Source organism: Dyadobacter sp. SG02 (genome assembly GCF_900109045.1).
Taxonomy (GTDB): domain Bacteria; phylum Bacteroidota; class Bacteroidia; order Cytophagales; family Spirosomataceae; genus Dyadobacter.
Genome location: NZ_FNYL01000005.1, coordinates 421,808 through 448,698, shown reverse-complemented (window position 1 = coordinate 448,698; position 26,891 = coordinate 421,808). Strand labels below are relative to the sequence as shown.

The window sequence follows — 26,891 nt, the reverse complement described above, 5'->3', positions numbered from 1 at the left end:
CATCTTAACCGATTCATAATCATGAAAAGACATCAGTTTGTGAAGGTGCTCGCCACCGGCTCGGTAGGGGCGGCGGTACTGGGCGAGCATGAAGCAATGGCGTCCGCCGCAAAATCCGAACCGAAGAAAGTTTTGATGAAAGTAGGCTGCCAATCAGGCGGTACCACGGTCGAAAACCTCGAATTCAAGGCGCGCCACGGCGTTTACAATATCGATGGGGGCGCGCCGAAAATCATCGAAGGCAAGGGCTGGGACCTCGACGATTCGATGCGCAAGCGCGAGGCTTGTGAGAAATACGGCATCAGTCTCGATGCATACCATTGGCCACTGGCCTCGTCCGGGATCGACAAAGCCATTTTTCCGAATGTAATGCTCGGAAAAAGCCCCCAGCGCGATCGGGAAATAGAACAGTTACAGCAAATGATCATGGTCGCGGGTAAAACCGGCGTGCCGCTTTTGAATTACAATACCACCATCCTTCCCGTGCTCCGGACAGGCAGAACCACCGATCCGAAACGTGGCAATGCGACGTACAGCACCTGGAATTACGAGGAGGCGTTGAAACGTAACGACCCGAAAACGATCGCGGGCGACGTTACGATCGACATGATGTTCGAGCGCATTACCTACCTGCTCGATCGCTGTCTACCCGTTGCGAAAGAGTACAAGGTGAAGCTTGGTAACCATATCGCCGATCCGCCGACACCTGTTGGCTACCGGGGCATTACGCGCTGGAACAGCCCGGATGTGTTTGCCGGCATCAAGCGGTTCGCGCAGCTGTATGACAGCCCGTGGCATGGTTTCAATTTCTGCATCGGCTCCATCGCGGAAGGCCTTAAAGACCCGAAAACCGAGATTTTGCCGATTATCAAATGGGTGGGCGACCGCAAACAGATCTTTAACATCCATTTACGCAATATCAAAGGCGGCTGGAACAACTTCCAGGAAGTATACCCCGACAATGGCGACATGAACTTCCTGCAATGCGTGCGCGCGCTGCGCGATGTCGGTTTCGACGGCATGGTCATGCCCGACCACGTCCCCCACCACGAAGCACCCGGCTCCACGAATGAGGCGTTTGCATTCAGTTATGGGTATGTTAAGGGGCTCATCCAAGCGGCAGACGAGGCGGGGGCGTAAGTCATTCAATCATTCAGTCATTCAATCATTCAATCATTCAAAATTCATGTCCCGCATTAGCGAAATCCACATTACTCCCATTGCCATTATTGATCCTCCGTTGCTGAATGCGGCGGGATTACATGCGCCTTATGCGCTTCGGACGGTTGTTGAAATCGTGACGGACGATCGCATTTCCGGCATTAGTGAAATACCGGGCAACAGCGATATTGATGCTGCACTCGAAGAGGCCAGGGCATTACTCATCGGTCGCGATCCGTTCAATCTGAATGTGATCCGGCAGGTGCTTGCCGACCATTTCGGTACAGAATCGGCGGCGGCGCGGGGGGATGCGCCTTGGGACCAGCGGAAGCTCGTGCATATTTTCAGTTCGGTGGAAGTGGCTTGTCTGGATATTATCGGCAAGATTACCGGGCGGCCGGTCGTGGATTTGCTAGGCGGTAAAATGCGGGACCGGGTGCCGTTTTCGGCTTATTTGTTTTATAAATATGAAGGCGCAGGCGGCCCGCTGGAATTCGGTACCGATCCGGAAGCCACTGGTTGGGCGGCTGCCCGCCAGGCCGCGGCGCTGGCCCCCGAAAGCATTGTCGAACAAGCGCGGGCGATGTGTAAGGAGTTTGGTTTTCAGTCGATTAAATTAAAGGGTGGGGTATTTGAACCGCGCATTGAAGTCGATTCTATGCTGGCACTGCACAAGGCATTCGGTCCGAATGTACCGTTGCGCGTCGACCCGAATGCGATCTGGGAGGTAGAAACGGCGATCCGCTACGGGCGCGAGCTGAAAGGCATTCTTGAATACCTGGAAGATCCGGTACGCGGCCAGGAGAATATGGCGAAAGTGCGCAAGGAGCTGGGTATTCCGCTGGCGACCAATATGTGCACCACTTCCTTTGGAGACATTCCGCGGAGTATCGAACTGCATTCAGAAGACATTATCCTTAGCGACCACCATTTCTGGGGAGGTTTGCAGGCTTCGATGACGCTTTCCGGCATTTGCCAGACGTTTGGTCGCGGCCTTTCCATGCATTCCAACAGCCACCTGGGCATTTCGTTGGCGGCGATGGTGCACCTCGGCGCCGCATTGCCTGATGTGCCCTACGCGCTGGATACGCACTATCCCTGGCAAAGCGACGAGGTGATCGTCGGCGGGCGCATTCAGTTCGAGGAAGGCAGCGTGGCAGTGCCCATGGGCCCCGGACTGGGGGTGGAGCTAGATCGTGAGGCATTGAAAAAACTGCATCAGAATTACATTGCCTGCGGTCTTAAAAAACGCGACGATGAAATTGAGATGCAGAAAAAAGTGCCCGGCTGGAAGTTTAAAGCGGTTCGCTGGTAATCAATATTTGGCCATCATTTTGTCGAAAACCCCGCGCTGCTGCGTCAGTGCGGCGATTTTGTCGTCGGGATTGGTGTGGCATTCCAGCAGTACCCAGCCTTTGTAATCCATTTTGGCCAGGTTATCGATCAGCTCCGGGTAGGGATAATCGGTACGGTCGAGCTCACGGACGTGGCAGGTGTCGCCAAAATACTTCTTGACCAGGTCGAAATTGGATTGAAAGCCTTGACCGTTTAGGTCTTGCTTGTTGCAATTCCAGCATATTTTGGCATTGCGGTGATCGGCGTAATCCATGATTTTGCGGATGTTCGGTAGTTCCTGCGTTTCTTCGCCGTGGACTTCCAACCGCAGTTGCTGGCCGAAATCGGCCGCATAACCTGCCAGTCCACGCAATGCGAGGCCGATTTGCTCCAATGTTTTTTCAGTAGGAACTTCCTTGTGCAATGCATTGGGTTTCACTTTCACGCCCGTACCGCCTACGTCCGCGCTCAGGCGGATGAATTCTTTGGTACGCTCGATCGACGCCTTCAATTTGTCCTGGTCGGGATAATCATATTGCTGGTTGGTACCCAGGCCCACGATCTTTACCGGGCTATCGGCAAATTGCTTCTTTACCTGCTTGCGCTGATCGGTCGTAAGGTCGGGCATCACCTTGTGCGCATGCTCCACACGCAACTCTACACCTGTAATGTGCGTATCCGAAAGGTTTTTGATCAGCGTAGGCACATCCCAGTCCTTTCCCCATAGATAGGTTACAAAGCCGAGCTGCATTTTCGGTTTTTTCCAAAAAAGCGGATGGGCCTGTGTGAAATCGGGGAGAAACGCTGCCGTGGCGGCGATGGAGAGGTTTTGCAGGAATGTCTTTCTGTCGATGCGCATAGGAAGCCGGTTTGGGTTGACTGGTTACAATCGCTTTAAGCCGGCTTCCCGCTAATTCTACCGTTTGGCGGCCTGCTCGATCAGAAAATCCAATGCAGGCTGTTCGGCCAGCGGTGCCGCTTTGATTTCGTCGCCCAGCAATATCATTTGCGGTGCATTTGCATTAAATGCGGGCCATTCCGGCAAACCGGTACCATTAGGATTGCCGGTTTTGATGAAATTCACCCAATAAGCCGACATAATGTTCGCGATCTGATCGTCCGTGGCATTCAGCGGGCGTAATGAACGGTCGATGAAGCGGAGGTTATCATACGCGTACGCGACCTCGCCTGTGTGAAATGCGCCATACTGTGCGTAAATGCCCGTCGCGGGTAGTTTTCGCGTAAACCGGTAAAGGTATGCGCCTTTGTTTTGCTGTGACTGTGCAAGCGCCCACGAGTAGTTCTGCATGCCAAAGCTGTTATCGCGGGCCAGTTCGTTTTGCGAATGTGCGGCCTCGGCGTCTGTTTGGGCTGGGTAGTGTTGAAAGAAGGTCTGGGCGATCGGGCCGTATTGCTGGTTGTATTGTGCCTGAAAGTCCGCCGCGCTTTTCGGCGTGGCTACTGCATTTTCGTTCTGGTTCCAGCCGGTAAGGAGCACGACGGGGTTCTGTTTTCCAGCCTTGTAAATGGCCGAAACGGGTTCGGGAAGTACCTGTCCGTCTGTAATCGGTCCGCGGTAAGTGGTAATGTTCTTCAAAATTTCCTCCGCAGGTAGTCTGCGCAATGCTGCGAGGGAAGTTGCATTCAGCTTTTCGCCAGCCTTCAAGCCGGCATCTTCCGCTTGTTTCAGGGTGGGATAATTTCTTCCAAAACCGGCACCGCTTTCCGCGATCGCTTTATTGAAAAGACCTTTCGCAAGCGGGCTCACGACGAGGCAATTCACGCTCATGGAACCAGCCGACTGGCCTGCAATAGTCACATTATCAGGGTCGCCCCCAAATTGCGCGATATTCTTTTTAACCCATTTCAATGCGGCTATCTGGTCCATCAACCCGTAGTTCCCGGAGGCATTTTTGCCCGATTCTTTCGTCAGCTCCGGATGCGCGAAAAAGCCGAATGCCCCCACACGGTAATTGATACTTACAAAAACGACACCCTTTTTAGCTGTCGCTTCGCCATCGTAAATCGCGCATCCCGCGCCACCGCTCACAAAACCACCGCCATAAATCCAGACCACTACCGGCTTTTTCGCAGTTGATTTGCCCTGTTTTTCAGTCCAGACATTCAGGTAAAGGCAATCCTCGCTAATGGGCGTTTTCGGGATCAGAAACTCGGCGCTCCACATACTGAAAGGTACGGGTTCTCCCTGCACCGGACTGGCTCCGAACTTGTCACAGGCGAGTACGCCGCTCCATTTTTTCACAGGCTGCGGCGCCTTCCAACGCAACTCCCCAACCGGGGGCGCGGCAAACGGGATGCCCTTGTAAATGCTGATGCGGCCATCGGTACTCGCGGTACCGGAGATCTTTCCGCCTTCGACGCGCAGCGTATCGGCGGCATTTGCAGTAAAGAGAAGACAGTTAAGGGCGCCAGCCAGCAGGCAACCAAAAGAAAATGCGCGTAAGTTCATTCGAAGTGATCGTTTTAAAGCGCAAGTTCGATTTTATTTTTGACATGCTTGCTTTCCTGCTCCCGGATGGCCGTATCCTCAGCCAGCTCAACCTCCTTTGATTTTTGCAGCGACCTGAGCCACCACGACGCAGGTATCAGCCCGTTCGAATGCAGTTCCAGCCGGACCAGGAACTCTTTCGGCGGCGTACGGTGGCCATTCAGGTATTGGCTGAGCACATAAGGCTTCACATCGACATCAGCGGCGAACTCTTTGTCCTTTTTGTTCTGCGCGCGGATGTATTCGTTCAGAAAATATTGGAAGTCCCAATGCGCTTTGGGGTCGCTGTCCTCAATGTAATTCAGAATCTGGTATTTGATTTGGAGTGTTTTGGCTTCTATCCACTGCTCCGGCGTCCGGTTTGCAATTTCCCGTTGGCGCATCGCGCGGAATTCTTGCATGCCTTTTTCTTCCTCTTCCGGAGAAAGGGGTTCGCGCGGAATCATGAACGCGTCCGCAATTTCTTCTATTGTATAGTCCTTAAACAACCTCTCAATCGTCTGCCGGTCTTTCTTCGTTAAATGCCTCATGATATTCGTTGATTATGTTTCTTGAATTGTAAGTGTCTAAAAAGAGGCAATTGCCTGCATCACTAAAACCATACTTTTGACGGTAGTGGAATATGATCGAAGTTTTTGGTTTAAGATAAACGTAACCATCGAAATTCAGATCGAAAGATTTTTTGCAGACAAACGCAATCAAATTTCCGGCAATTCGGTCATATCGTTTTTTGGAACCCAAATGTTCCCTCGCATTAGCGATCAGTTTGATTTCGATGGCCAGGTTTTTAGGTTGAGATTCCAATGAAACCAGGCCGATAACTTCTTCCATGTGTTCCCGGCGAAGCCCGTATATTTCAAATTGAAGCTGCCGCTTCCATTCAAAATCGAATCTGTTACTACTGTCAAGCAGTGCAATCTCTTCTGATGAAAGCCTGCCGATGACCGCCGGCAGCTTCTCGCCGGTCAGAATGTCCTCTAAGTAATACCCCATGAAGATACAAAAAGTTTACGGATTTGGTAAACATTTTACCAGTTTTTAATCTTCATTTAGACGTCGTCACAGGGGTTTGGTAACGCTTGCGGGAGTATCAATTCTTTTACGGTCGGATTTGTAAGATTAACGGAATATGAAATTGAGGAGTGAAACAGCTGCAACTGGTTAAATGCAGCTCTGTTCAGCCTTTTGATTAAAAGTAGATTTAGCAAAATGTCTGAAATAGATCGTCGGAAGTTTCTTAAAATGTCTGCGGGAGCCGCGGGCGCCGCGTTGAATTTACTGCCACCATTGATCCGGAAAGCCCTGGCCGTGAAAGCGTACAGTCCTACCAAAACGATCCGGGACGTGCAGCATGTGGTGATCCTGATGCAGGAGAACCGATCGTTTGACCATTATTTCGGGGCGATGCGTGGCGTGAGAGGCTTTGGAGATCGCTTCCCGATCCCGCTTGAAAGCGGCAAGCGCGCATTTGTACAGTCGGATGGCAAGCGGGAATATTCGCCTTACCGGGCAGATAAAAAGACGGTGAATGCGGCGCTAGTGAATGGTACGCCACACGATTTCCCCGACACGCAGGCCGCGTGGAATCAGGGGAAATACGGATTCTGGCCAATGTTCAAGACGCCTTATTCGATGGCCTACTACACGCGGGAGGAAATCCCGTTTCAATATGCCCTCGCGGAGTCGTTTACAATATGCGACGCTTATCATTGCTCCATTGCCACCGGTACCGACCCGAACCGTATCATTTTCTGGTCGGGTTCGAACTTCGACCCGGAAAAACGGGCTGCGGGAATCAATTGTACCGACGCGGATTCCGAGCCTGTGAATCTGCGTTGCTGGGTGGAGGGGAAAATGCCGGACCCCGGCTATACCTATCGGGGTAATGCATTTAAATGGGACACGATCCCCGATGTTTTGCAAAAAGCGGGCGTCAGCTGGCGCATTTACCAGGACCCGAACGACAACTGGACAGGCGCAATGCACGGCTGTCTGGCATTCGAAAGTTTCCGGAATGCGAAGCCCGGTTCGCCGGTTTATGAAAACGGGATGAAGCACTGGTCGATCAAAGACCTCACGGAGCATGTTAAAAACAATACGCTGCCGCAGGTAAGCTGGGTGTTGCCGTCGCAAAGCAATTCGGAGCACCCGAGCGGCCCGTCGAGCCCGAACCGTGGAGGCGATTTTACCCACCAGGTGCTGACGGCGATCACCGCTAATCCCGAGGTTTGGAGCAAAACCGTTTTCTTCCTCACTTTTGATGAAAACGACGGCCTTTTCGACCACATTCCCGCGCCGGCGGTACCTTCCTACAATTCGGATGGGTCGCTGGCCGGTAAATCCACGATCGACCTCGCAGGCATGTATTTTCATAACGATAAGGGCACGTCCGAATTTCCCAACCCTTTTCATGAGGCCAGTATGAAAAAAGGTGGGCCGGTGCGGACACGCGTTTACCAGGACAAGCGCGATACAATCACCGGTAATATCCGCCCCTGGGGAATGGGGCCGCGCGTGCCGATGTACATTATTTCGCCTTGGAGTAAGGGAGGATGGGTCAATTCCGAAGTTGCAGACCATACGTCCGTGGGGCAATTTCTAGAAAAGCGGTTCAATATCACCATTCCTGCGATCAGTCCCTGGCACCGTTCGGTAAGCAGCGACCTGATTTCGGCGTTTGATTTCCTGACGCCCAACGACCCCGTGTTTCCACCATTGCCTGACACCGCCAATTACGCCAGCATCGAAGAGGCATCCAGGTTGCTCCCCAAAGCCACAGCGCCGGAATCGCCCGGGCCGTTGTTTCAGGAAAAAGGCACGCGCTATTCACGCGCGCTGCCGTATCGCCTGCATACGCATGCGAAGGTTGTTTTTAATAAAATCGAGCTGTTTTTTGAAAACAAAGGTACTGTCGGGGCCGTGTTTCATGTATACGACCTCCATCACCTCGGCCGTATCCCGAGGCGCTACACGGTGGAGGCCGGGAAATCGCTTTCGGACGAGTGGGTGCCGGCATCCGGATCGGACAAATACGCTTTGGAAGTGTTTGGTCCCAATGGCTATTTTCAGCGTTTTTCGGGCGCCAGCATGGGTGGGGAGCCGGAAATAAAGGTTGCTTATGATTATCGCAAAGGCATTGTGCATTTGGAAATTCAAAATCCAGGCAAGGCGGTCGCGGAAATGACGGTGATGAATAGCTATGATAAGTCGAAACCATTGCGCATCGATGTGCCCGCTGGTAAGAAAATCGCGAGGGAATGGCCGTGCGGTAATCAGGGTGACTGGTATGACCTGACTGCCGAGCTAAAATCAAATCCCGCATACCAGCGCCGCATGGCCGGGAGGATCGAAACGGGCAAGCACGGCATTAGCGATCCGGCAATGGCAATGGACATTTAAAACATTAAGAATAAAAAATAATGAATTTTGGCAACGGGGACACTCAAATCGGGTGTCCCTATTTTTGTGAGTAATAAAAACGACTGTTCTGGTACGAAAAGCGCTTTTCGTATAAATATCATCGTTATCGCCTGGCGCGCCCCCATTATCTCGTTCGGATAACCTGCTGCCAATATTTTATGATGAATCAACCTTCGGGATCGAATGATTTTTCGATCCGTGCGGGAATTTCTATGCCGTTTTATTTTAAAACTATATGAAAGCCCTTCCATTATCTAATGTGGAGAAAGCTGGTATGCTTTCTTTCGTGAAAACAATTGAATTTAAAAAAGCAAAACCCGAGGCATCTTCCGGAGTTCAAACGAAGTATGTATATTCTTGCTATATTCTTGTCAACTTATTGACTATCATATCCTTTTGTTATCTCCTTTTACCGGTGATTATTTTTATATATGGATTTGTAAGAACTGAAATTTCGCTGGCGATCACCGGGTTGGTTTGCTATGCATGTTATCGATTTTTCCGTGATGCACTTTTGCCTGCTGATCATAAAATTAAAGACAGGGATCTGTTACAGGAATGGCATGCCTGGCGCGGGCACTTGGCGTTAATGAGCGCCCTGGCACTCATATGGCTGTCTTTTTCCAGCATTGGCGGAATTGGCTATCGTAATTTCGATTCGGGCATACGAAGTTCGTTGCTGTGGCACCTTGTAACCGGCTCATGGCCATTGTATTTCAGGTCGGGATACTTTGGAAGTGAATTTGGGGCGCTTTCGGATAAGGCATATGTCTATTATTTTGCCTACTACCTTCCCGCAGCGGTTGTGGGCAAGCTGTTAGGCTGGAAAGCCGCTAATTTGGCTCTTTTCGCCTATTCCTGGGTGGGTACGGTGCTCGCGCTCATGCTCGTACGCACGTATGTACAAGGGCGGGGGTATGTGGTCACCCTGATGGTTTTTATGGGAATTAGTCTGTTTGGCGGTATGGATTATGTCTGGAACAGCCTGTTCCGCTTCACAGCCGACCGGTCCGAGATGTGGCTAAGCCCGTTGCATTATTTTTCACACACAAGGAATCTGTTTTGGTCGCCGCACCATTGTTTACCAACCTGGTTGATAATCGGCATTATTCTGAACCGAAGACAAATCAATCCGCTTATTATGCGAATTTTTCCGTTAGCAGTCGTATCGATGTTGCTATGGTCGCCTCTATGCCTCATTGGTTTGCTTCCTTTTCTTTTTGCGATGGCTAAACACTATTGGAAAGATTGGCTGGAATTGAGTTTAATAAATACCTCGGCTTGCTTCATATGCATACTCTTGGCTGCATTTATTGTTTCCAATGACTTTTCATTCAGAATGTTCTATGCGCCGAATGTGATCGACAGGTACTGGATTCAGTACAGTATATTTGTGTTGGTTGAGTTTGGAATAGTATCATCGATATTTGTTTTGTCGAATAATAAAATACTTAAACACGGGACAGTACTACTTTTATTTACACTATTATTAATTATCCCCATATTTATACTGGGAAGATGGAATGATTGGTGTATAAAACTCTCAATGCCTCCGCTGTTTGTATTGTCTGTTTTTATGATTAAGCAAATTATCTGGCTCGTTGGAAATAACAAAAGAGGCGCATTTTTCTCTGTACTCATTTTCGGAGCCGGTGCTTTGACTCCGATTGAAGAGCTGGTTTACAGTGCGAAAAACTACCGCATATCGTTTGAAACACCTCCCGAAATCCGTGACTTTGGGCCTAATTACATTGTCTGGCAGCAGCTGGGCGATCCCGATAAATTCTTCTTCCGTTATCTGGCACGGCGCTAACAATGGGAAAGGCTGCCCATCGGAACGGGCAGCCCTTTTAGAGTGTGTGCATTAATGAATTTGGATTTAGGAATAGTAGCGTTATGCGTCGAAAAGCAGCGGAAAAAACTGCCCTTTTAATTTTTCTCCTTTCGGAATGACGGGCACGCCGTCGAGCAGTGTGGTATTGGTATCGGACATTGTGCCGTCCGCGAAAACATTGATTACAAATGCACGTCGTGAGCGCTCCGAGCGGTTTTCATAGGAACCATGAACCATCAATGGATGGTGGAATGTGCCATAGCCGCGTTTCATTTCAATCGGGACCGGTTTGAATTCGGCCTTTTGCTCGTCGGTCAGGTATTGCATCAGTCCTTCCATGTCACCGGCGAGTTCGGGCTTGTCGAGCAGGCCCCATCGGTGGCTTTTGGGCACATAATAAAGGCAGCCATTTTCGATCATCGAGTCGTCGAGGCCCGTCCAGCAAGTAAGGTGTTGCATGGGCACCGAGCGCGTCCAGTACGAATAATCCTGATGCCAGGCCACCACGCCGCCATGCCGCGCGGGCTTGCAGAAAAGCTGATCGTGCCAGAACCGCACGGCCTTTTCGCCGAACAACTGGCTGGCAGCCATGACGAAAGCCGGATTCCAAAGCACGTCGTGAAATCCTTCCGTCACGCGCCATGCACCGAGTGCGTGCAAAAGTACCGCGTTTGGATCGACCGATTCGTTGGAATGGAATTCGTAATACAAATGGTGACCGGGGTTGGATGGGTCAGTAGCAGCGACAAGTTCCTCATTCAACACATCCACCTGCCAGTCTTCCAGCAACTTGACGTTGGAGAGGTAGCCGTTTTCGTGGAAAAATGCCACTTGATCGTCGCTAAGACGGTATTGTTCCCACTCCTCCCGGCTGGCAGGCTGTTTGAACAGGTCGGATATCAACTCATGATATTGGGAAAGGTCCCGCGTCGCTACTTCCATGATTTCTTGTTCGGGATTAGTTTTAGTTATGCAAATATGCGGGATGTCATCTTCTTGGCAGGTTGCTGATTTTGATCAATAACTAACTTATTTTGTATTAATATTGGGATATTGATTTGTAATAGTTGCTAAATAGGGTACAAATACCGCTTATGAGCTCATGAAAGCACAATTCGAAGCATTTCAGCCGCTACCCGATTCCTCGTTTCGCATATTTGGCTATGAGGTGGCGGAATTCGATGCCCCGTGGCATTACCACCCGGAGTATGAGCTGACTGTCATTCTCCAAAGCGAGGGAATTCGTTATGTGGGCAATAGTATGGAAAGTTTCGAGGCGGGCGATCTGGTATTGCTCGGCCCGAATCTCCCGCATTGCTGGAAAAATACGCCCGACAGCCAGGGCCCGGCGAGCTCTATCGTTGCGCAATGGCCCGGAGATTTTATGGGGACTGGCTGGCAGGATGTGGAAGAGTTTAAATCGGTGAAACGACTTTTGCAATTGGCCGGGCAGGGGATACGTTTCAGCCAGGAGGTGTCGGGGATGGTAACCCCTATCCTGGCCGAAATGCTTGAAATGCAGCCATTTCCCCGGCTGATGAAGTTTCTGGAAGTACTCGAACTGCTGGCATCAGTGAAAAATATCCATTTTCTGTGCGAGCAGGGATTTGCCTATCCGCTCAATTACGAGGATAACCAAAGGATTAACACGGTCTACAATTACATCAGGGAACATTACGCGGAACGCATTACGCTGACTACCCTTGCGGGTCTCGTATATATGAGTGAGGAATCGTTTTCGCGGTTTTTCAGCCGGACCATGCAAAAGCCGCTTTTTACCTTTCTCAACGAGTACCGCATTAATATCGCGTCCAAGATGCTGATTGAAACCGATATGCAGGTCGCCGAGATCAGTTTTGCCTGCGGGTATGAAAGTCCGCCCTTCTTTTTCAGGCAATTCCGCAAATTCGGCGGCATGACGCCGGCCGCGTATCGGAAGCAGTTTCGCACGACAGAAGCCGCAGGATAAAGCATCAAAAATTGAGGGGTATTGGAATTTTGTTTATCGGGAGGCAAATAATACTTTCGGGCGTTTCATCACTTTAACCACACTTACATATGGAAATAGCAGACTTACTTTCGGACCTCATTCTCATTGCCTCCGGCGCCTGGGTAGTTTTTCAATTGGGACGCTTCGTGTACCGCTCGGTTCGATTTGTTTATAATGCGATTTACGGGGACTTTGTCCTGACCAATCCTAAAACAGGCAAGTCGGTCACGCTGGGGAGGCATCACAGGGATGGCTTGGCGCAGGAAATTTTAGATATTCTTGAATAATGGCGGGGCGCGCGAAGCCTCAGCCAACTTATCCGAAAAGCAAGGCCATTGCGGCAATTACCACGCTGCTAAGTGCGGTCATCTCGGAGTTTCCCAATGGGCGAACGAAAGAGATATTGCTGGTGCTTGTTGGGACGATGGCCTATTTTGCTTATCACAGTTTCGTTGTTACCAAGAATTTAGTCTTGCGGGAAGGGGTACGCTGGGTGTCACTGACTATCACGGAATGGAAGGTCAAGAAATACGTCCGGGAGCTTGAAACTGAAATCCAATGCCATGAGACAACTTCCGAAAGGCTCGCGGAGATAAAGTTTCAAATGAAGCGCTACCGTGATACGCTGCTGGACAAAAGGCTCGAAAGTCTAGATTGATACCCGCTACCGTGCCTTCGTAAACGTCTTCACGAGCTTCGCATCAAATGTAACATCCACCACCGGGCCGCCGGAGGCCGACTGGTCGAATTTCAAAGTGCCGGCCAGATGATCGGGGCTGTCGGTGGTTAGTGTCAGAAATTCGTTTTGCGCGGTGCCGGAATATTGTACCAACTGGTTGTTCAGGCTGATCCAGTAGAGCAGTCTCGGCGCGGCATCGAGGTCTACCTGCAAGCCTTCGATATATTGATCAACACAATTCATAGGGCCGCACGCCTTGATTTTGTCATCCAGCGCGGCGGTTGTGAATAGCAGGCGGCGGATCTTCTTGCCGCTATCGAAGCCGTCCGGCCCGGTGATGAAGTACGCCGATTTAATATTCATATCAAATTCCTTGCTGCCCGTTTTGTAAACCAGCTTTCCCTTCCCTACGTCCGAACGGAATGTGAAAGATAGCAAGAGCAGTGTGCAGGCTGCGAGTAGCGGGCTGAGCCGAGCGGTGCGAAATTGGAAATTTGTTTTCATAGGAAGGGGTGTTTTAAGATTTGTAAAAGTTAATGAAAAAGCAGCGGTTTTTTGATGCATTCATTGGGTCAGGGAGGGTGATTTGCAGCCATAATTGGAATATTCAGAGTAAATACTTGAAAAAAAGTGCTTAGACGAGTAGTAAATTGAGGTGAAGTACCTGTAATCTGTATATCCATTTCCTAAATCAAAAAATCACGTACATGGAAAAAAAGAATACCGTTCAAGAGCAGCCTTCTTCTTCGCGGAGGGATTTCATTAAAGCGGCCGCAGGTACCGCAGCAGGCCTGATGATCGTTCCCCGCCACGTGCTGGGCAAAGGTTATGTGGCACCCAGCGATAAGATTACCGTAGCAGCGGTAGGCGCGGGCGGAAAGGGAACTTCCGACATTGCCAATTTCTTCAAAAGCGGTAAGGCCAATATCGGCTACCTGTGCGATGTGGACGACAGACGTGCAGCCACCTCCGTTAAAAACTTTCCACAAGCCAAGTACTACAAAGACTGGCGGGAAATGTTTGAAAAAGAATCCAAAAATTTCGACGCTGTTTCCGTTTCGACCCCCGATCACACGCACGCGGTGGTAGCGATGGCAGCTATGCAACTGGGTAAGCACGTGTACGTGCAGAAGCCCATGACGCACGATATTTATGAAGCGCGGATGCTCACCGAAGCGGCCGCCAAATACAAGGTGGTAACCCAAATGGGTAACCAGGGGTCGTCGGGCGACGGTGTCCGCCAATTGCACGAATGGCACGACGCGGGCATTATTGGTAACGTACACACGGTTTACATCTGGACCAACCGCCCGATCTGGCCGCAAGGTATTCCCTGGCCGACCGATAAACCGGCCGTTCCGAAAGAACTCGACTGGAACTTGTGGCTCGGTACCGCGCCTTACAAAGAATATGTAGACAACCTGATCCCGGGAAGCTGGCGCGGATGGTGGGATTACGGTACAGGCGCACTAGGCGACCTCGGTTGCCACCTGATGGAGGCGCCATTCCGCATTCTCGACCTGAAATACGCATTGGATATGCAGGCGAGCGTAGGAAGTGTGTTTACGGCGTTTGGCAAAAGAGGGATTTTTCCCGACAGCTGCCCGCCATCGAGCCACGCGACCCTTACTTTCCCGAAAACGAAGAAAACAAAAGGAAACGTTACGATGCACTGGATGGACGGCGGTATCAAGCCGGAACGTCCGGAAGAATTAGGTCCTAACGAGTTGTTCGGCGATGGTAACAGCGGTATCCTTTTCGTGGGTACCAAAGGTAAGATGATGGCCAGCGAATATGCGGCCAATCCGCGCCTTTTGCCGCTCTCGCGCATGGAGGAGGTGAAAGTGAAGCAGAAGTTTGCCCGTGTGCCTGGTTCGGCCGATGGCCACTATGCGCAATGGGTCGAGGGATGTATCGCCGGTTACGGCAAAATGGAGCTGAGCTCGCCATTCGAAAAAGCAGGCCCGTTGACGGAGGCGATCCTGATGGCGAACCTCGCGATCCGTGGCGCGGATATGCCGAAACCACGTGCAACCGGAAACGGTTTCGACTATCCGGGATCGAACCTGAAAATGCTTTGGGATTATCAAAACATGAAGGTGACAAACTTCGATGAGGTCAACCAGTGGGTAAGACGCAACTATCGTGAAGGTTGGAGCCTGGGTGTTTAATGTAATATCAGCTTGATGAAAAGCCCTTCTGTTTATTCAGGAGGGCTTTTTCGTTATATTTTAAATAGCTTTTTAGCATTACCATAAAGTATTTTCCGCTCGATTTCCTTCGATCCGGCCAGTTTACGGATCTCGGCGATGGTTTGCGCGCCCTGGCATTTTTCTCCCGAACCGATGTGGTCGTCGCAATCGCTGCCGTAGAGAAGTTTGTCCTGATGGCGAGCCAGAAATGCGCGGGCGTGGTCTTCGTCACGCGTCATGGATAGCAAGCCGGAACCGGCGGACATATCGCCGAACATATTCGGGTAGTCGCTCAGCAGGCGATCGGTGAGGCCGCCGGGCATAACTTTGTTTTTGGGGTATAAAATGCTTTGGTCCGAATGGTTTTTATCGATATTCGCCCACCAGGTTTGTGCGTGACCGATGAAATTCACTTTCGGATATTTTTCGAGCATTTTAGGGAAGCGCTCGAAATTGTAGTTGAACATCTGGAACTGCCAATGCATCAACACGGGCACATTGTGCTCCTCGGCCAGTTGATAAACCTGCTGCATTTCCTTCGAATCGCAATCCACCCCGAATTTCAACTCGCCGATCACACGCGCGCCCATTTTCAGGTACTTTTCGATTTCCTGCACGGCGTCGGGCAGATCAGGGACTTCATTGGACCCGAATGTAAATTCGCCCGGATATTGCTTTGCGATATTATAACAAGCCTCATTACCTGCACATTGGGCTTGCAGGCCGTTGGTTTTTCCCTGATGGGTAGAAGTTCCGAACGCCGGCGTACCGGCGGGTAGCAGGATGGTGTGCGTGATGCCCATGGCACGCTGGTGCGCTACGAGCACATCGTCCGGTCGTGCGGCATAATGCACGTGCTGATGAATATCGATGATAGGCTCAGCCGCTGCGCCGATGGCGTTACCGAGCAGCAATGCCCCGGTACCTGCCAGAAATTCCCTTCGCGACAAGTTTTTTGCGCTACACATAGTCTGTGGTTCTATTTTGAGATCAATGAGGGCCTACTATGTTCCGGCAGCCGGTCAAGGCAAGGCTTGATGACTTGCATGGCATTTTCGGCCAGTATTTTCTTTTTAATTTCCAAAGGCAACGTCGAGAATACCAGCCATCCGAGTTGCTGGCGCGGATCGCGCATGGGGAGGTCGGAGCCGTAAAGTATGCGGTTTTCGCCGGCACCGGCCACGAGGTATTCGATCACCCCGAGCGGAACGGGCGTGAGGGTGATTTCGGCGAATACATTCGGGTACTTTTTCATGGCCGCGATCGCCATATCAGCCATTTTATAGCTGCCGCCGGCGTGTGCGATCACCCAGCGGACGTCGGGATATTTCCCGGCAAGCGTTTCCACATCCAACAAATCGGAGCGCGAGTTGTGGATCAAACCGTAAAATTTGTTTTGATTACCATATTCCCACCACACATCATACACCGGATCATGGTATTCGAAGCCGTAAAACTGGTAAGGTTTCATGCCGATGAACCGCTTGTCGGCATATACTTCCGCGATCATTTTACGTAGTTCCTCCTGGCTATAATGGCTCGGATCGAAAGTCGCCAATCCCCAGTAACCTTTTGGAGCCACATCGAGCGCCTCGGCGGTGCAAGGGTTACCGGCAATCGCATTCTGGCTTACCACACCATTCCAGCTCATAATGCCGCCGCCCTGGTAGCCCAGCCGCCTGGCCATCGCGAAAATGCCTTTCGGACCGCCATTTTCCATGCGGTAAGTCCAGCCGCCGCTATTCAGTCCCTCGTGCAGCATATGCATATGCATGTCGATCACGGGTACGGGCAGGGGCGAGCCCGCGCGTACCGCACGCATGACGATGTCCTCGTTTTTGTTCTCGCGTACTGTGGGTTTTGAAGTGATTTTTAACAATCGCATCAGGTTGCCACCCGCAATTTTGGCACGGTCGGGGTCCGGGATGGCGGCATAATCAATGTACGTCCGGTGCGCGCCTGCCGACATGGTGGGGCTATTGGAAGCAAAAATCAGCTGATCCACGCATCCGATGCGGTGCAGGTATTCGAGCCCCTCGTTGATCTGAAAGTTATCGAAACTGATGTGCAGGTTCTTGTACTGCTGCACGAGTGGCAATACGTACCGCTGCTCGTTCCAGACGGCACCCGTGAGCAGCAACGGAAGGGTAGGATGGCGGTTCAGGAATTCCTCCACATCGTCCCAGGCACCGAGCTCGCTGGCGGTAGTAATAGTGAGTATTTTGTTTTTGCCTAAATGGGCGAATGATGGCGCGCAATGCCTCGCTTTCCAATCCCATGCATTGGTTTTGGGATGAATGCTGACAGCCCTGACATTATTTTCTGTCATCAGTTTACCCAATTCGGCAGGTTCCGGAAATTCGCCCGTCTGGTGCGGCATCACATTCCAGATCGGGAACAAATGCGGATAAGGCCTGATCATCCGGCTCAGTTCCAGGTTGGAATACATCAGATCGTAATTGACCGATTGCGTGTAGGCCACCAACGCCGCCGAGATCGAACACTGGTCCATGTCTTTCAGCAAATCATCCAGCCGCCATTTTTCCGCCGGGTGCTTATACTTCCGGGGCCCGATGCGCGTGAAACCGTCAAAGTAAAGCCGGTTAATATCCAAATCCCCCTCCTGACCATCTCTGACCACTTCCTGACCACTCCTGACTACTTCCTGACCACCCCTGACTACTTCCCGACCACCCCTGACCACCCCCGGCAAAACCGCCGCTCCAACTCCCAGAACGGCATTGGTTCGCAAAAAATCCCGACGATTTAACCGCTTTTCAAGCATTTGACCCATGATTTAAACTTGCGGCGCCCAGTAAGTACAATGTCCCTCCGGATTCACCGGCCCGGTAAAAAGCAGGCAGCCGCCGCATTCTTTACCTTCTTTAATCGGAATCCATAATTTACAGTTGTCGCATTGGCTGTCGGGCAGGGGAGATTGGTTGGTGTAACCCAATGATTTGCGCTTTTGCACGTCGGTAGGGTCTACGCCGGTGAGGTCGCTGCACGGGTCGGTGGCCGGAGTGGCGGCTTTGGCGACGGGCGGTTTTTTGGACCCGGCGCAGGCAAGTAGCCACATCGTGCCGCCGGTTGCGCCCCAGGCCAGGCATTGGCGCAGGAAAATTCTGCGGTTGGCAAGTTGGTTCATATTGTTCTCGTGAATGGTCGGGATTAGGTGTATTAGTTGATATTTAATGCTTTTTTCAGTTCGGCTACCTGCTTTTTTACAGTATCAGAGCTGTGGCTTTCCAATTTTTGCAAACTTTTGGAAACCGTTTTTTCCGATTCTTTTTTGTGGGTTGACTTTTTAATACCCTTTGAAAGTCCCGTGAGCGCCGCCACTGTCCATTGTGGGTCAGCGGAGACGGCAGGGGCATTCAACACTTCCAATAGCGAAGCAATATCATCCTTGCCATTCCGGTTACCTGATACGTAGCCAAAATCCTCGATGAATTTCAACTTTCCCGGAGTCGCAGCATTGAAAAAACTGCCCCGGCTTGCCAGTAGAGGCACGATTTCAGGCGACGAGCCCCCGACGGAGCTCAGTACCGCCAGCCGCCACGACGCATTCTCCGACTGTTTTTCCGTTGCCCCGGCTAATGCAGCGAGGACGTCTTTTCCAGTGAATTGTCCGGCGCTGAGTGTAGCCTGGTAAGCAACTTGCGGTGCAGTATCGTCCATCAATCGGATCACCTCGGGTAAAAATGCCGGATACTTTTCGGCCAGGATCACCGCATGTTCGCGCACACCTGCGTGGGAGTCGTATAACGCTTTTTTGACGATCGCCTCGTTCAGCCCGTCGAATGCTTCGAGTGTGTAGATCGCATGCAGGCGCGTTCTGGCATCTGCATGTGTATTGGCTATTTGTTGCAATACAGCAACGACCGACTTGTCCTGTTTTTCAACCAGTATGCGTTGTGCATTCAGCCGCCACCATTGATTGGGGTGTTCAAGCAGCGCCACAAGCTCAGCGGGCGTTTTGGAACGGAGGTCGGGGAGGGTAGCCTGGCGCTTCTCGCTGTCCTTTGGAAAAATGCGCCAAATGCGGCCGTATTGCTCACCACGGGTGAAATCCATATCCTTTTTGAGGTCTTCCGGGATTGAAACGGGCGTTTCGATGTGCTGCCGGTACATATCGACTACATACAGGTAACCATCCGGACCCAAAGTGAGGTTTGCCGGGCGGAACCACGGGTCGGTGGACGCGAGGAACTCGCGGTCCTTTTCCCCGGCATCACGGCTGGCCGTGAATGCGGGGGAGCCGTTTGTATGGGAAACTACGTCGCGGTGGATGAGGTTACCGGCCACCTCGCCGGTAAAAATCGAGCCCTGAAATGCCTTTGGGAAACCATCGCCACCGTAAAAAGTACCGCCGGAAGCGCCGGTGAAATGGTCGCGGGCGTATTCCGTGAACCCGGATTTCAATGAATCGTATTTGGCCTGGCGGCGGTCGGAGCGCTGCTGGCGCCAGTACGGCGTGGCCGATTTCTGATACATTTCCAGCTCGTGGTCGGAGATATTGACGTCGGAGCGGAACGACGGCAGGTAGTTATGCCGGTGCAGGTACCGCCACGCGATCGGCGACTGCTGAATGTGCAAGGTGTTTTGGGTATAAAACCGGTGGCCCCATTCGTCCATCGCCAGCCCGAATTGCCCGTTGCCGGACTCCACTTCGAACAATTTCTTGTCCAGCCTGAACCTGAAATTGCCCCCGGCTACATTCAATGGCGGCATGTCGGGCCGGAGCGGGGAGGTGATCATCCCGGCTTGGCCGCTGTTGTTGGCGTAAATCCAGTTGTCGACCCCGTAGCGCATGCTGGTGATCTGTGCTTCGGAATTTTTGGCAAAAAAGCCCGTGAAGAGCACTTCTCGGGTATCGGCCTTGAAATCACCGTTGGTATCGCGCAGGAGCAGAATGTCGGGCGCGGCGCACACGATAAGGCCGTCTTTGTGAGGCAGGATGCTCGTAGCGCTAGGCAGGCCGTCCGCAAAAACGTACGATTTATCGATCTTGCCGTCGCCGTTCGTGTCTTTCAGCAGTCGAATGCGGCCTTTGAAACGGCCCGGTTGGGCGTCGTAAGGGTAATCGCCCATTTCCACGACAAATGCATTGCCCGACGCATCGAATAGGAGGTCGACCGGCGAGAGCACATCCGGCTCGGTAACGAACGGTTCGATACTGAATTCTTCACGGAGTTGGAAAGTCGCGGCCGATTCGGTCGGTGAAAGGGCTTCGGTGTACCGTTTTTGGGCGATGGTGTGAACGGAAAGTAGTGTCAGCGTGGCTACTGCGAATGTTTTCAGCTGCATCATGGCAATACAAGGTTTAGGAAAACAGGCTCGTGTACGTGCCCGAATGTTAATCAAGATAGAAAGTGATTGAGCTACAAGCAAATCTATCAAATAACTGATTAGAAAAAGAATATTTCAAGGTAAAAAAGTTTACAAAAATTCAGTATTTTGGTTTACAAAAACAACAACCTTAACAGAATCTCTGGTGAAGATAATTCTGACGCATATCTGTCTTTTGCTATTGGCGGCACCTTTGCAGCTGCCGGGGCAGACTGTAAACTCGCCTGGCGACGGCCTGATCATTCCACCGTTTGTACATGTTCCCGAGCGGCAACCGCAGTTTCCGCTTAAAACGGCCCGGATGATCTACCGCGAGGCGGATATGATAAAAGCGCGTGCGAACCTGGTCCGATACGAAGAGGCGCGCAAGGTGCGGGACAAGATATTGAAAGCTGCCGACCCATGGCTTGCCCGCCCCGATTCCGCCATTATCGCGCTAATGCCCGATGCCCGCGTGCCGCGCGCCTTCGACCTGAACCCGAAAGGTAGCCCGGTGCACGGGGATACCGTGTTCAAAGTCGGTGGTTTTTATCCCTGGATCGTCGATCCCGACCATCCGTTGCAGGTGAAATCGCCGATCGACGGGCAGGTTTTTCCTTCAAACGATTACCTGGCTTTTTATAAAGGTGGATTTAAGGACAAAACGGGCCTCGACAAAGCGTATGCCGACGACGGCTGGGGCTGGATCGCGCCGGATGGCGAACGGTACTGGTTTGTGGCCTATGCCAATCAGTGGATGTGGAAAGGCCATATCGAGCCCGCATTCACCGATCTCGCGCATGCGTACCTGCTCACGGGCGACAAGCGCTACGCACACAAGGCGGCGGTAATGCTGTACCGGCTGGGCGAAGTATATCCGTCGATGGACCACGCCAACCAGTCGCGGTACGGGCTGATGGAAAAGATGAAAGGCCACATCTACAATGGAAAAATCCTGAACCTGATCTGGGAAACGAGCCTGATCCAGAATGCTGCGGAAGCATACGACGCCATTTGGGACAGCATTGACGGCGACGCCGGGCTGCAAAAAGCGACAGGCAAAACCGGGGAACAAATACGTGCTTTCATCGAGGCGAATGTGCTGGAAGACGCCGTGGATGCCTACATGCAGCGCAAAATCCAGGGAAACTACGGCATGCACCAGATCGCGTTGCTGTACATTCTGCTTGCAAGGCAGCATATGGGCACCGAAAAATACCTGCACATGCTGGTGGAAGAGCCCGGCGAGAGCCGCGTGCAGTCGGGTTTGAGATATGCATTGTATAATATGATCTTCCGCGACGGGCAACCGCTCGAAGCGCCTGATTATAACTTGCTGACAGTCCAGAAAATCACACGCTTTACGGATATGCTGCGCACGGGCGGTACCGATCTTTTTGGTGAGCCACGGTTGCGGGCGCTGATCAACAGCCCGTTGGAAATGGTGGTAACCGGGAAAATTACGCCCGGTATCGGCGACAGCGGCTCGGTGCTCGGTACGCTGGTAGGGCAGGACCCTGACGTGTACCAGGTTGGCTACGGGTCCTACCCTGATCCGCGCTATCTTACCTGGCTGGGTGCCGTGGGCAAAACCGGGGAGCGATCGTTTTCGACATTCGAATCGCTTTTCCGCGATGTGCTGCCGGATCTACGCCCGTTACCGAACGGCAGGGCATTGGCCGCACGCCCGTCGCATTTGCTGGCGGGTTATGGAATGGGTTTTCTCAATAACCGGTCCGATGCGGTTGCATTAACGTTCAATTACGGTTTCAAAGGCACGCATTACCATTGGGACTTTCTCAATTTCGAGCTGTTTGCGAACGGCCAGAAAATGATCCCCGACCTCGGTTACCCCGACGCGATGAATGAATATGTAAAGGAAGTTTACACCTGGTCGTTCAATTCGGTCGCGCATAATACGGTGGTGGTGGATGCACAAAGGCAGGTTAATAATGTGCCCGGCAGACTGCACGATTTTGCCGGTGGAAAATTCGCGCGATCGATGGACGCTTCCTCCGCTACCTATCCGCAAACGACTGCCTACCGCAGGAACCTGACGATGGTCGATGTAGATAGCTCGCGCAGTTACGTAGTCGACTTTTTCCGGGTAGCGGGCGGCCGCCAGCACGATTATGCATTGCATGGCCCGCCTGGCAAGCTTGCCGCAGCGGGGCGATGGAGTGAAAAACAGCCCGGAACCCTCGCGGGGCCGGAGGTAGCATTCGGGGATATTTATGATGATGCCAAAATGGGGACAAGGGTTACCAGGGCAGTTACTGGAATTACAAAGGCTCTGGTTATCAATATCTTTTCAATGTTCAGGAATTGAATGGAGATAGAACTGCGTTAACCTTCGCCCACGTTTCGGACGAGCATGCAAAGGTTAAAATCCATATTCTGCCGCAATCAGGACAAGAAATCATGATGGCCGACGCCTGGAACAAGCCGCGGGCAAAAAACTACCTTTTGAAATACCTCATTACCAGACGGAAATCTATCAGTGATAAGCCCCTTAAAAGCACGTTCATCGGTGTGATGGAGCCGTTTTCAGGGGACAAACCCTTAATCAATGCATTGCGTAAACTGCCGGTAAGCCACGGCGCCGCGGTGGAAGTACTCCGGCCCGATGCGACGGATGTGGTCATGAGCGACACTACCAACATTGTAAAAGCCATTGCCGGATACCAGATCGAAACCGATGCGCATGCTGCCGTGGTAACTTTTGGCCGGGGCGGCGCGACCGAACGGGTATTTTTCAGCGATGGCAGTTATCTGAAAGTCAGGGACAGAATATTTCGTGCCCGCGCAATATCGGGTATTGTTACCCATGTGGATGCGAAAAATCGCCGCATGACCATTGCATTGGAGGGTAAAATAGCCGGAAGGATTGAACCGGGGACGATTGCGCATTTCACCAATGCACTCCGCAAAACCGAACACCCGGTCCACTTGGCGACCATTGCGGCAAACGTCCTGACCCTTGAAACGAAAGACGATCTGCTCGTCGGGAAAGTGCATACCGTTCACAATTCGGCCGATTCACTGGTGACAGATACCAATCTTCCCTTCGCGCCCCTGTACACCGGCGTGACTTTGCTCGACGCACAGTTTGAACCGATCGGCGTGCTCAAATCGGTTTCCGATCATGCATTAAAACCGGCGGGTAACTTAAAACGAATTCCGGCAGACGGTGCGGACGTCTGGATTTCCAACATCGGTGTGGGCGACCGGATGCAGATCAAAGCGCGGTTTGAATGGGAACGCTAGTATTTGGGTTGTTTCTTCCATACGATAGCCTTAATCATGAAATTGCTCGTATTTGGTTTAAGAAGGGCCTATTCGGCGCCCTGGTAATCGTCCGGCTTGGGCCGTTTTTTAGTATGCATTTTAAAAACAGTATTTCAAAAATTGTAGCAACGGGCACATTGGCCGTATGGGCATTGGCTGTTTCGGCGCAGAATGCCGATCTCTACGTCCCGACGACTACGCCCGATCGCATTGTGCTCAACGTGACGGCCGATCCGTCGACTTCGATGGCAGTCAATTGGCGTACTTCCGAAACGGTACAGGAGAGTTTTGCTGAGATTGCCGTCGCAGAGGCCGACCCGCGCTTCGTTTCAAAGGCCAAAAAATATACGGCGCGTACTGAAAAGCTGGTTTGGGAGGATACGCCTGCGGCCCATTACCATTCCGTCATCTTCGAAAACCTCCAACCCGGCACCAAATATGCGTACCGGGTAGGCGGGGAGCAGGGTTGGAGCGAATGGATCCATTTCACCACCGCCGGGACGAGCGAGCAGAAGCTTTCGTTTATCTACTATGGCGATGTGCAGGTGAATATCTCCTCGCTATGGTCGCGCGTGGCACGTGAGGCGTATGCGAAGGCGCCCGACGCCCGGCTGGCCATCTACGCGGGTGACCTGATCAACAAGGCGAACCGGGATGTCGAATGGGGCGACTGGTTTCGCGGGGGCGGTTTCATCCATTCCATGATCCCCGCATTTCCGACGCCCGGCAACCACGATCATTTTGAAACGCCGGAGGGCATTAATACCACTTCCGTATTCTGGCGACCGCAGTTTACATTGCCGGAAAACGGCCCGAAAGGTCTCGAAGAAACGTGCTATTATGCAGATGTTCAGGGTGTAAGGTTCGTTTCGTTAAACTCGGATCAGGTAGATGTTTCGGAGCAATGGACGCAGGTACAGAAGGAGTGGCTGGAAGGCATTTTGAAAAACAATCCCAACCGCTGGACGGTCATAACTTTCCATCACCCGATTTTCTCCCCCAAAACCACGCGCGACAACAAGCGCATGCGCGAGACATTCAAGCCTTTGTTCGATCAGTATAAAGTCGACCTGGTATTGCAAGGTCACGATCATACCTACGCGCGAGGCATGGCCAATATCCCGATGGCTGAAAAAGGCGCACAATCAGGGACGATGTACGTCGTGTCCGTCAGCGGCCCGAAAATGACCGATTCGAACGTCGACCGCGCCGCCTGGATGGACCGCTCGGCCATCTATACCCAGCTTTTTCATGTAGTAAATGTCGAAGGCGGAAAGCTTTCATTTGACACCTACACTGCTACGGGAGAATTGTACGATGCATTTGATTTGATTAAACAAAAAGGAAAAACCAACCGGATCATCGAACGTTTTCCGGAGCAGGTTACCGATGAATTCCCCGCCGAAATCGTCAAATTCAAAGCCCATCCCGGTAACCCGCTCTTCAAAGGTACGGGCGACCCGAAAACCTGGGACGAGAAAATCCGCGAGCGCGGGTACATATTGCGCGAGGACAACCGATATTACATGTGGTACACCGGCTACACCAAAGCCTCCGGCGACAGTATGAAATACCTCGGCCTGGCCACTTCCGACGACGGACTGAAATGGACGCGTCATGCGAAAAACCCCATCCATACGACATTATGGGTGGAGGATATGTGTGTGTTAAAGGAAGGGAATACCTATTACATGTTCGCCGAAAGCAAGGACGACATCGCGCATTTGCTCACTTCTACCGACCGCATTCACTGGAAAGACAAGGGCGCTATTGATATTCGCCTGAAAAATGGCACCCCTCTCAGCAAAGGGCCCTACGGCACACCGGCGGTCTGGAAAGAAAAAGGCATTTGGTACCTCTTTTATGAACGCAACGACGCCGCCGTTTGGCTGGCAACCAGCACGGACCTCAAAATCTGGACCAACGTGCAGGACGAACCGGTACTGAATGCCGGACCGGAAAAGTACGACGCGTTTGCCGTCGCATTCAATAAAATCATTCATTACAAAGGTCGCTACTACGGCTATTACCACGCCTCGGCATTCAAAGACTGGCGTGAATGGACGATGAACGTGGCCGTTTCCAAAGACCTGATCCATTGGAAGAAATACGAAGGTAATCCTATCGCGGGCGACGACGCTTCCAGCGGTTTCCCGGTGTTCGACGGCCAGCAATGGCGGTTTTATACCATGCACCCCGATGTGCGGGTTTACTTTCCCGAAAAATAGAATGCCTCTCTTTGATTTTAAAGCATTGTAATTCAGGTCTGAAAGGCCCGGTTGCAATGCTTTTTTGTTTAAAACTGAAAAAAAACACAGGCGGCCGCCACGCTTGAAACGCGCATCCGTGTCTCTGATAGCGGAACCGCAAAAGGCAGATTCCCGCTCATCGATCCGATGTACGAATATTTCCGCAAACCGAACCAGCAAGCATTTACGGACTTTGTTGTGTTTTGAAATTGAATGTGTTATGAAAAATTTGGTGTTGTTTGCATTACTGTCGATGGCCGGAGTCGCCCAGTTTGGATGCAGCAAAGATAAGGATAGGCCCGATCCCAAGCCGGAGCCCGTCCGCCTCGATCGCGACACGGTTTCCTCCTGGCTCGCAAGAAGCTCGTTTTACATTACCGACGCCTGGCGGTTTGCCGGAAAGGATTCGGTGGATATGTTCAAGGAAGATACGCTGCTTCCACTGTATGCCAATGCCGCATTCCTGCACTTTTACATTGAAAAAGGCAATGGGGAAATCATGTTCCACGGCGGCGGAAGCAAGATCCCTAATACTGAGATACCCGGCAACGCATTGACATTCAGTCTGAATATTCGCATCTTCCTGCCGACACAAATGATTTTGAAATGGGACGAAGAACGGGGCACGCTGGGCGTGGAAACGCGTGCGACTACGAGCTATTTCCCGATGATCGTCCCCGGCAAAAAAGGTTACCTCGATCCCGCAAGCTTCAATGTGAAAATGTCGGCGGAACAGGCAAAAACCGCGAAAGTCAAGCCGGCTATGCGGTTCATTTATGACGACGACGACCCGAAACTGGGCAAAGTCACCTATAAAATTACCATGAAACCCATGTACCAATACTACCGCGAACCGGGACAGCAAGTGAGCGCCAAGTATTTTGTATATCCTTGATTGATTGA

Annotated in this window: 22 protein-coding genes; 12 read left to right on the top strand and 10 right to left on the bottom strand. The window is 51.8% G+C overall.

From position 1 onward, the window contains the following. Positions 1-21: 21 nt before the first annotated feature. Entirely contained in the window at positions 22-1,140 is a 1,119-nt protein-coding gene (locus tag BMW93_RS14800; protein WP_090377350.1) for a mannonate dehydratase, read from the top strand. Between the two features lie 46 nt (positions 1,141-1,186). Further along, positions 1,187-2,476, top strand: coding sequence for an enolase C-terminal domain-like protein (locus BMW93_RS14795; RefSeq protein ID WP_090377347.1), 1,290 nt, complete (start codon positions 1,187-1,189; stop codon positions 2,474-2,476). Here BMW93_RS14795 and BMW93_RS14790 read toward each other — a convergent pair whose 3' ends face one another. The 4 genes from BMW93_RS14790 to BMW93_RS14775 are packed head-to-tail and all read right to left on the bottom strand — an operon-like array spanning position 2,477 to position 5,998. Then, positions 2,477-3,355 carry a sugar phosphate isomerase/epimerase gene (locus tag BMW93_RS14790; protein WP_090377344.1) on the bottom strand — a complete coding sequence of 293 codons (879 nt, stop codon included), beginning with the start codon at positions 3,353-3,355 and terminating at the stop codon, positions 2,477-2,479. A 57-nt stretch (positions 3,356-3,412) separates the two neighbouring features. Next, positions 3,413-4,966, bottom strand: coding sequence for a carboxylesterase/lipase family protein (locus BMW93_RS14785; RefSeq protein WP_090377341.1), 1,554 nt, complete (start codon positions 4,964-4,966; stop codon positions 3,413-3,415). Positions 4,967-4,980: 14 nt separating this feature from the next. Beyond that, positions 4,981-5,535 (bottom strand): hypothetical protein, encoded by a 555-nt coding sequence (locus BMW93_RS14780; protein ID WP_143061654.1) that lies wholly within the window; start codon positions 5,533-5,535, stop codon positions 4,981-4,983. Further along, positions 5,498-5,998 carry a hypothetical protein gene (locus tag BMW93_RS14775; RefSeq protein WP_090377335.1) on the bottom strand — a complete coding sequence of 167 codons (501 nt, stop codon included), beginning with the start codon at positions 5,996-5,998 and terminating at the stop codon, positions 5,498-5,500. Before BMW93_RS14775 ends, BMW93_RS14780 begins: the two co-directional genes overlap by 38 nt. 216 nt (positions 5,999-6,214) lie before the next feature. Between BMW93_RS14775 and BMW93_RS14770 the strand changes: the two genes are divergently transcribed. Together BMW93_RS14770 and BMW93_RS14760 are read left to right on the top strand one after the other, a co-directional pair. Further along, positions 6,215-8,404: a phosphocholine-specific phospholipase C gene (locus BMW93_RS14770; RefSeq protein WP_090377332.1), complete on the top strand. Its 2,190-nt coding sequence runs from the start codon at positions 6,215-6,217 to the stop codon at positions 8,402-8,404. 256 nt (positions 8,405-8,660) lie between these two features. Continuing rightward, the gene (locus BMW93_RS14760; protein WP_090377327.1) at positions 8,661-10,238 is read left to right on the top strand and encodes a hypothetical protein; all 1,578 of its coding nucleotides are present in this window, start codon (positions 8,661-8,663) and stop codon (positions 10,236-10,238) included. Positions 10,239-10,319: 81 nt separating this feature from the next. Here BMW93_RS14760 and BMW93_RS14755 read toward each other — a convergent pair whose 3' ends face one another. Then, positions 10,320-11,201: a phytanoyl-CoA dioxygenase family protein gene (locus BMW93_RS14755; protein ID WP_090377324.1), complete on the bottom strand. Its 882-nt coding sequence runs from the start codon at positions 11,199-11,201 to the stop codon at positions 10,320-10,322. A gap of 160 nt (positions 11,202-11,361) precedes the next feature. Here BMW93_RS14755 and BMW93_RS14750 point away from each other — a divergent pair, with 160 nt between their 5' ends. The 3 genes from BMW93_RS14750 to BMW93_RS14740 all read left to right on the top strand — a co-directional run bounded on the left by BMW93_RS14750 (position 11,362) and on the right by BMW93_RS14740 (position 12,907). After that, on the top strand, positions 11,362-12,228 hold the full coding sequence (locus BMW93_RS14750; RefSeq protein WP_090377322.1) for an AraC family transcriptional regulator: 867 nt from the start codon (positions 11,362-11,364) through the stop codon (positions 12,226-12,228). A gap of 89 nt (positions 12,229-12,317) precedes the next feature. After that, positions 12,318-12,536, top strand: coding sequence for a hypothetical protein (locus BMW93_RS14745; RefSeq protein WP_090377320.1), 219 nt, complete (start codon positions 12,318-12,320; stop codon positions 12,534-12,536). Continuing rightward, a complete protein-coding gene (locus BMW93_RS14740) occupies positions 12,536-12,907 on the top strand; it encodes a hypothetical protein (RefSeq protein WP_090377319.1) in 372 nt (123 codons plus the stop codon). The genes BMW93_RS14745 and BMW93_RS14740 overlap by 1 nt, the downstream gene beginning before the upstream one ends. A 6-nt stretch (positions 12,908-12,913) precedes the next feature. Here the strand turns inward: BMW93_RS14740 and BMW93_RS14735 are convergent, their stop codons facing one another. Beyond that, complete coding sequence (locus BMW93_RS14735; protein WP_090377317.1) at positions 12,914-13,432, bottom strand: hypothetical protein; 519 nt, start codon at positions 13,430-13,432, stop codon at positions 12,914-12,916. Positions 13,433-13,635: 203 nt separating this feature from the next. On the opposite strand from BMW93_RS14735, the gene BMW93_RS14730 reads away from it, so the two are divergent. Further along, positions 13,636-15,099 (top strand): Gfo/Idh/MocA family protein, encoded by a 1,464-nt coding sequence (locus BMW93_RS14730; RefSeq protein ID WP_090377315.1) that lies wholly within the window; start codon positions 13,636-13,638, stop codon positions 15,097-15,099. 53 nt (positions 15,100-15,152) lie between these two features. On the opposite strand, the gene BMW93_RS14725 is transcribed toward BMW93_RS14730, so the two are convergent. Genes BMW93_RS14725 through BMW93_RS14710 form a run of 4 tightly spaced genes read right to left on the bottom strand, consistent with a single transcriptional unit; the run spans position 15,153 to position 20,433 of the window. Beyond that, positions 15,153-16,088, bottom strand: coding sequence for an amidohydrolase family protein (locus BMW93_RS14725; protein ID WP_090377313.1), 936 nt, complete (start codon positions 16,086-16,088; stop codon positions 15,153-15,155). Between the two features lie 11 nt (positions 16,089-16,099). Next, a complete protein-coding gene (locus tag BMW93_RS14720) occupies positions 16,100-17,872 on the bottom strand; it encodes an amidohydrolase family protein (protein WP_177194090.1) in 1,773 nt (590 codons plus the stop codon). Positions 17,873-17,917: 45 nt separating this feature from the next. After that, positions 17,918-18,268 carry a high-potential iron-sulfur protein gene (locus BMW93_RS14715; protein ID WP_090377309.1) on the bottom strand — a complete coding sequence of 117 codons (351 nt, stop codon included), beginning with the start codon at positions 18,266-18,268 and terminating at the stop codon, positions 17,918-17,920. Between the two features lie 32 nt (positions 18,269-18,300). Next, the gene (locus BMW93_RS14710; RefSeq protein ID WP_090377307.1) at positions 18,301-20,433 is read right to left on the bottom strand and encodes a PVC-type heme-binding CxxCH protein; all 2,133 of its coding nucleotides are present in this window, start codon (positions 20,431-20,433) and stop codon (positions 18,301-18,303) included. Positions 20,434-20,617: 184 nt separating this feature from the next. Between BMW93_RS14710 and BMW93_RS14705 the strand changes: the two genes are divergently transcribed. From BMW93_RS14705 to BMW93_RS14690, 4 genes are all read left to right on the top strand, one after another. Next, a complete protein-coding gene (locus BMW93_RS14705) occupies positions 20,618-22,780 on the top strand; it encodes a heparinase II/III family protein (protein WP_143061653.1) in 2,163 nt (720 codons plus the stop codon). Further along, positions 22,777-23,718 (top strand): hypothetical protein, encoded by a 942-nt coding sequence (locus tag BMW93_RS14700; RefSeq protein WP_143061652.1) that lies wholly within the window; start codon positions 22,777-22,779, stop codon positions 23,716-23,718. The genes BMW93_RS14705 and BMW93_RS14700 overlap by 4 nt, the downstream gene beginning before the upstream one ends. Continuing rightward, positions 23,706-25,967 (top strand): fibronectin type III domain-containing protein, encoded by a 2,262-nt coding sequence (locus BMW93_RS14695; RefSeq protein ID WP_090377301.1) that lies wholly within the window; start codon positions 23,706-23,708, stop codon positions 25,965-25,967. Before BMW93_RS14700 ends, BMW93_RS14695 begins: the two co-directional genes overlap by 13 nt. 241 nt (positions 25,968-26,208) lie before the next feature. Further along, the gene (locus BMW93_RS14690) at positions 26,209-26,883 is read left to right on the top strand and encodes a hypothetical protein (RefSeq protein WP_090377298.1); all 675 of its coding nucleotides are present in this window, start codon (positions 26,209-26,211) and stop codon (positions 26,881-26,883) included. Positions 26,884-26,891: the final 8 nt, after the last annotated feature.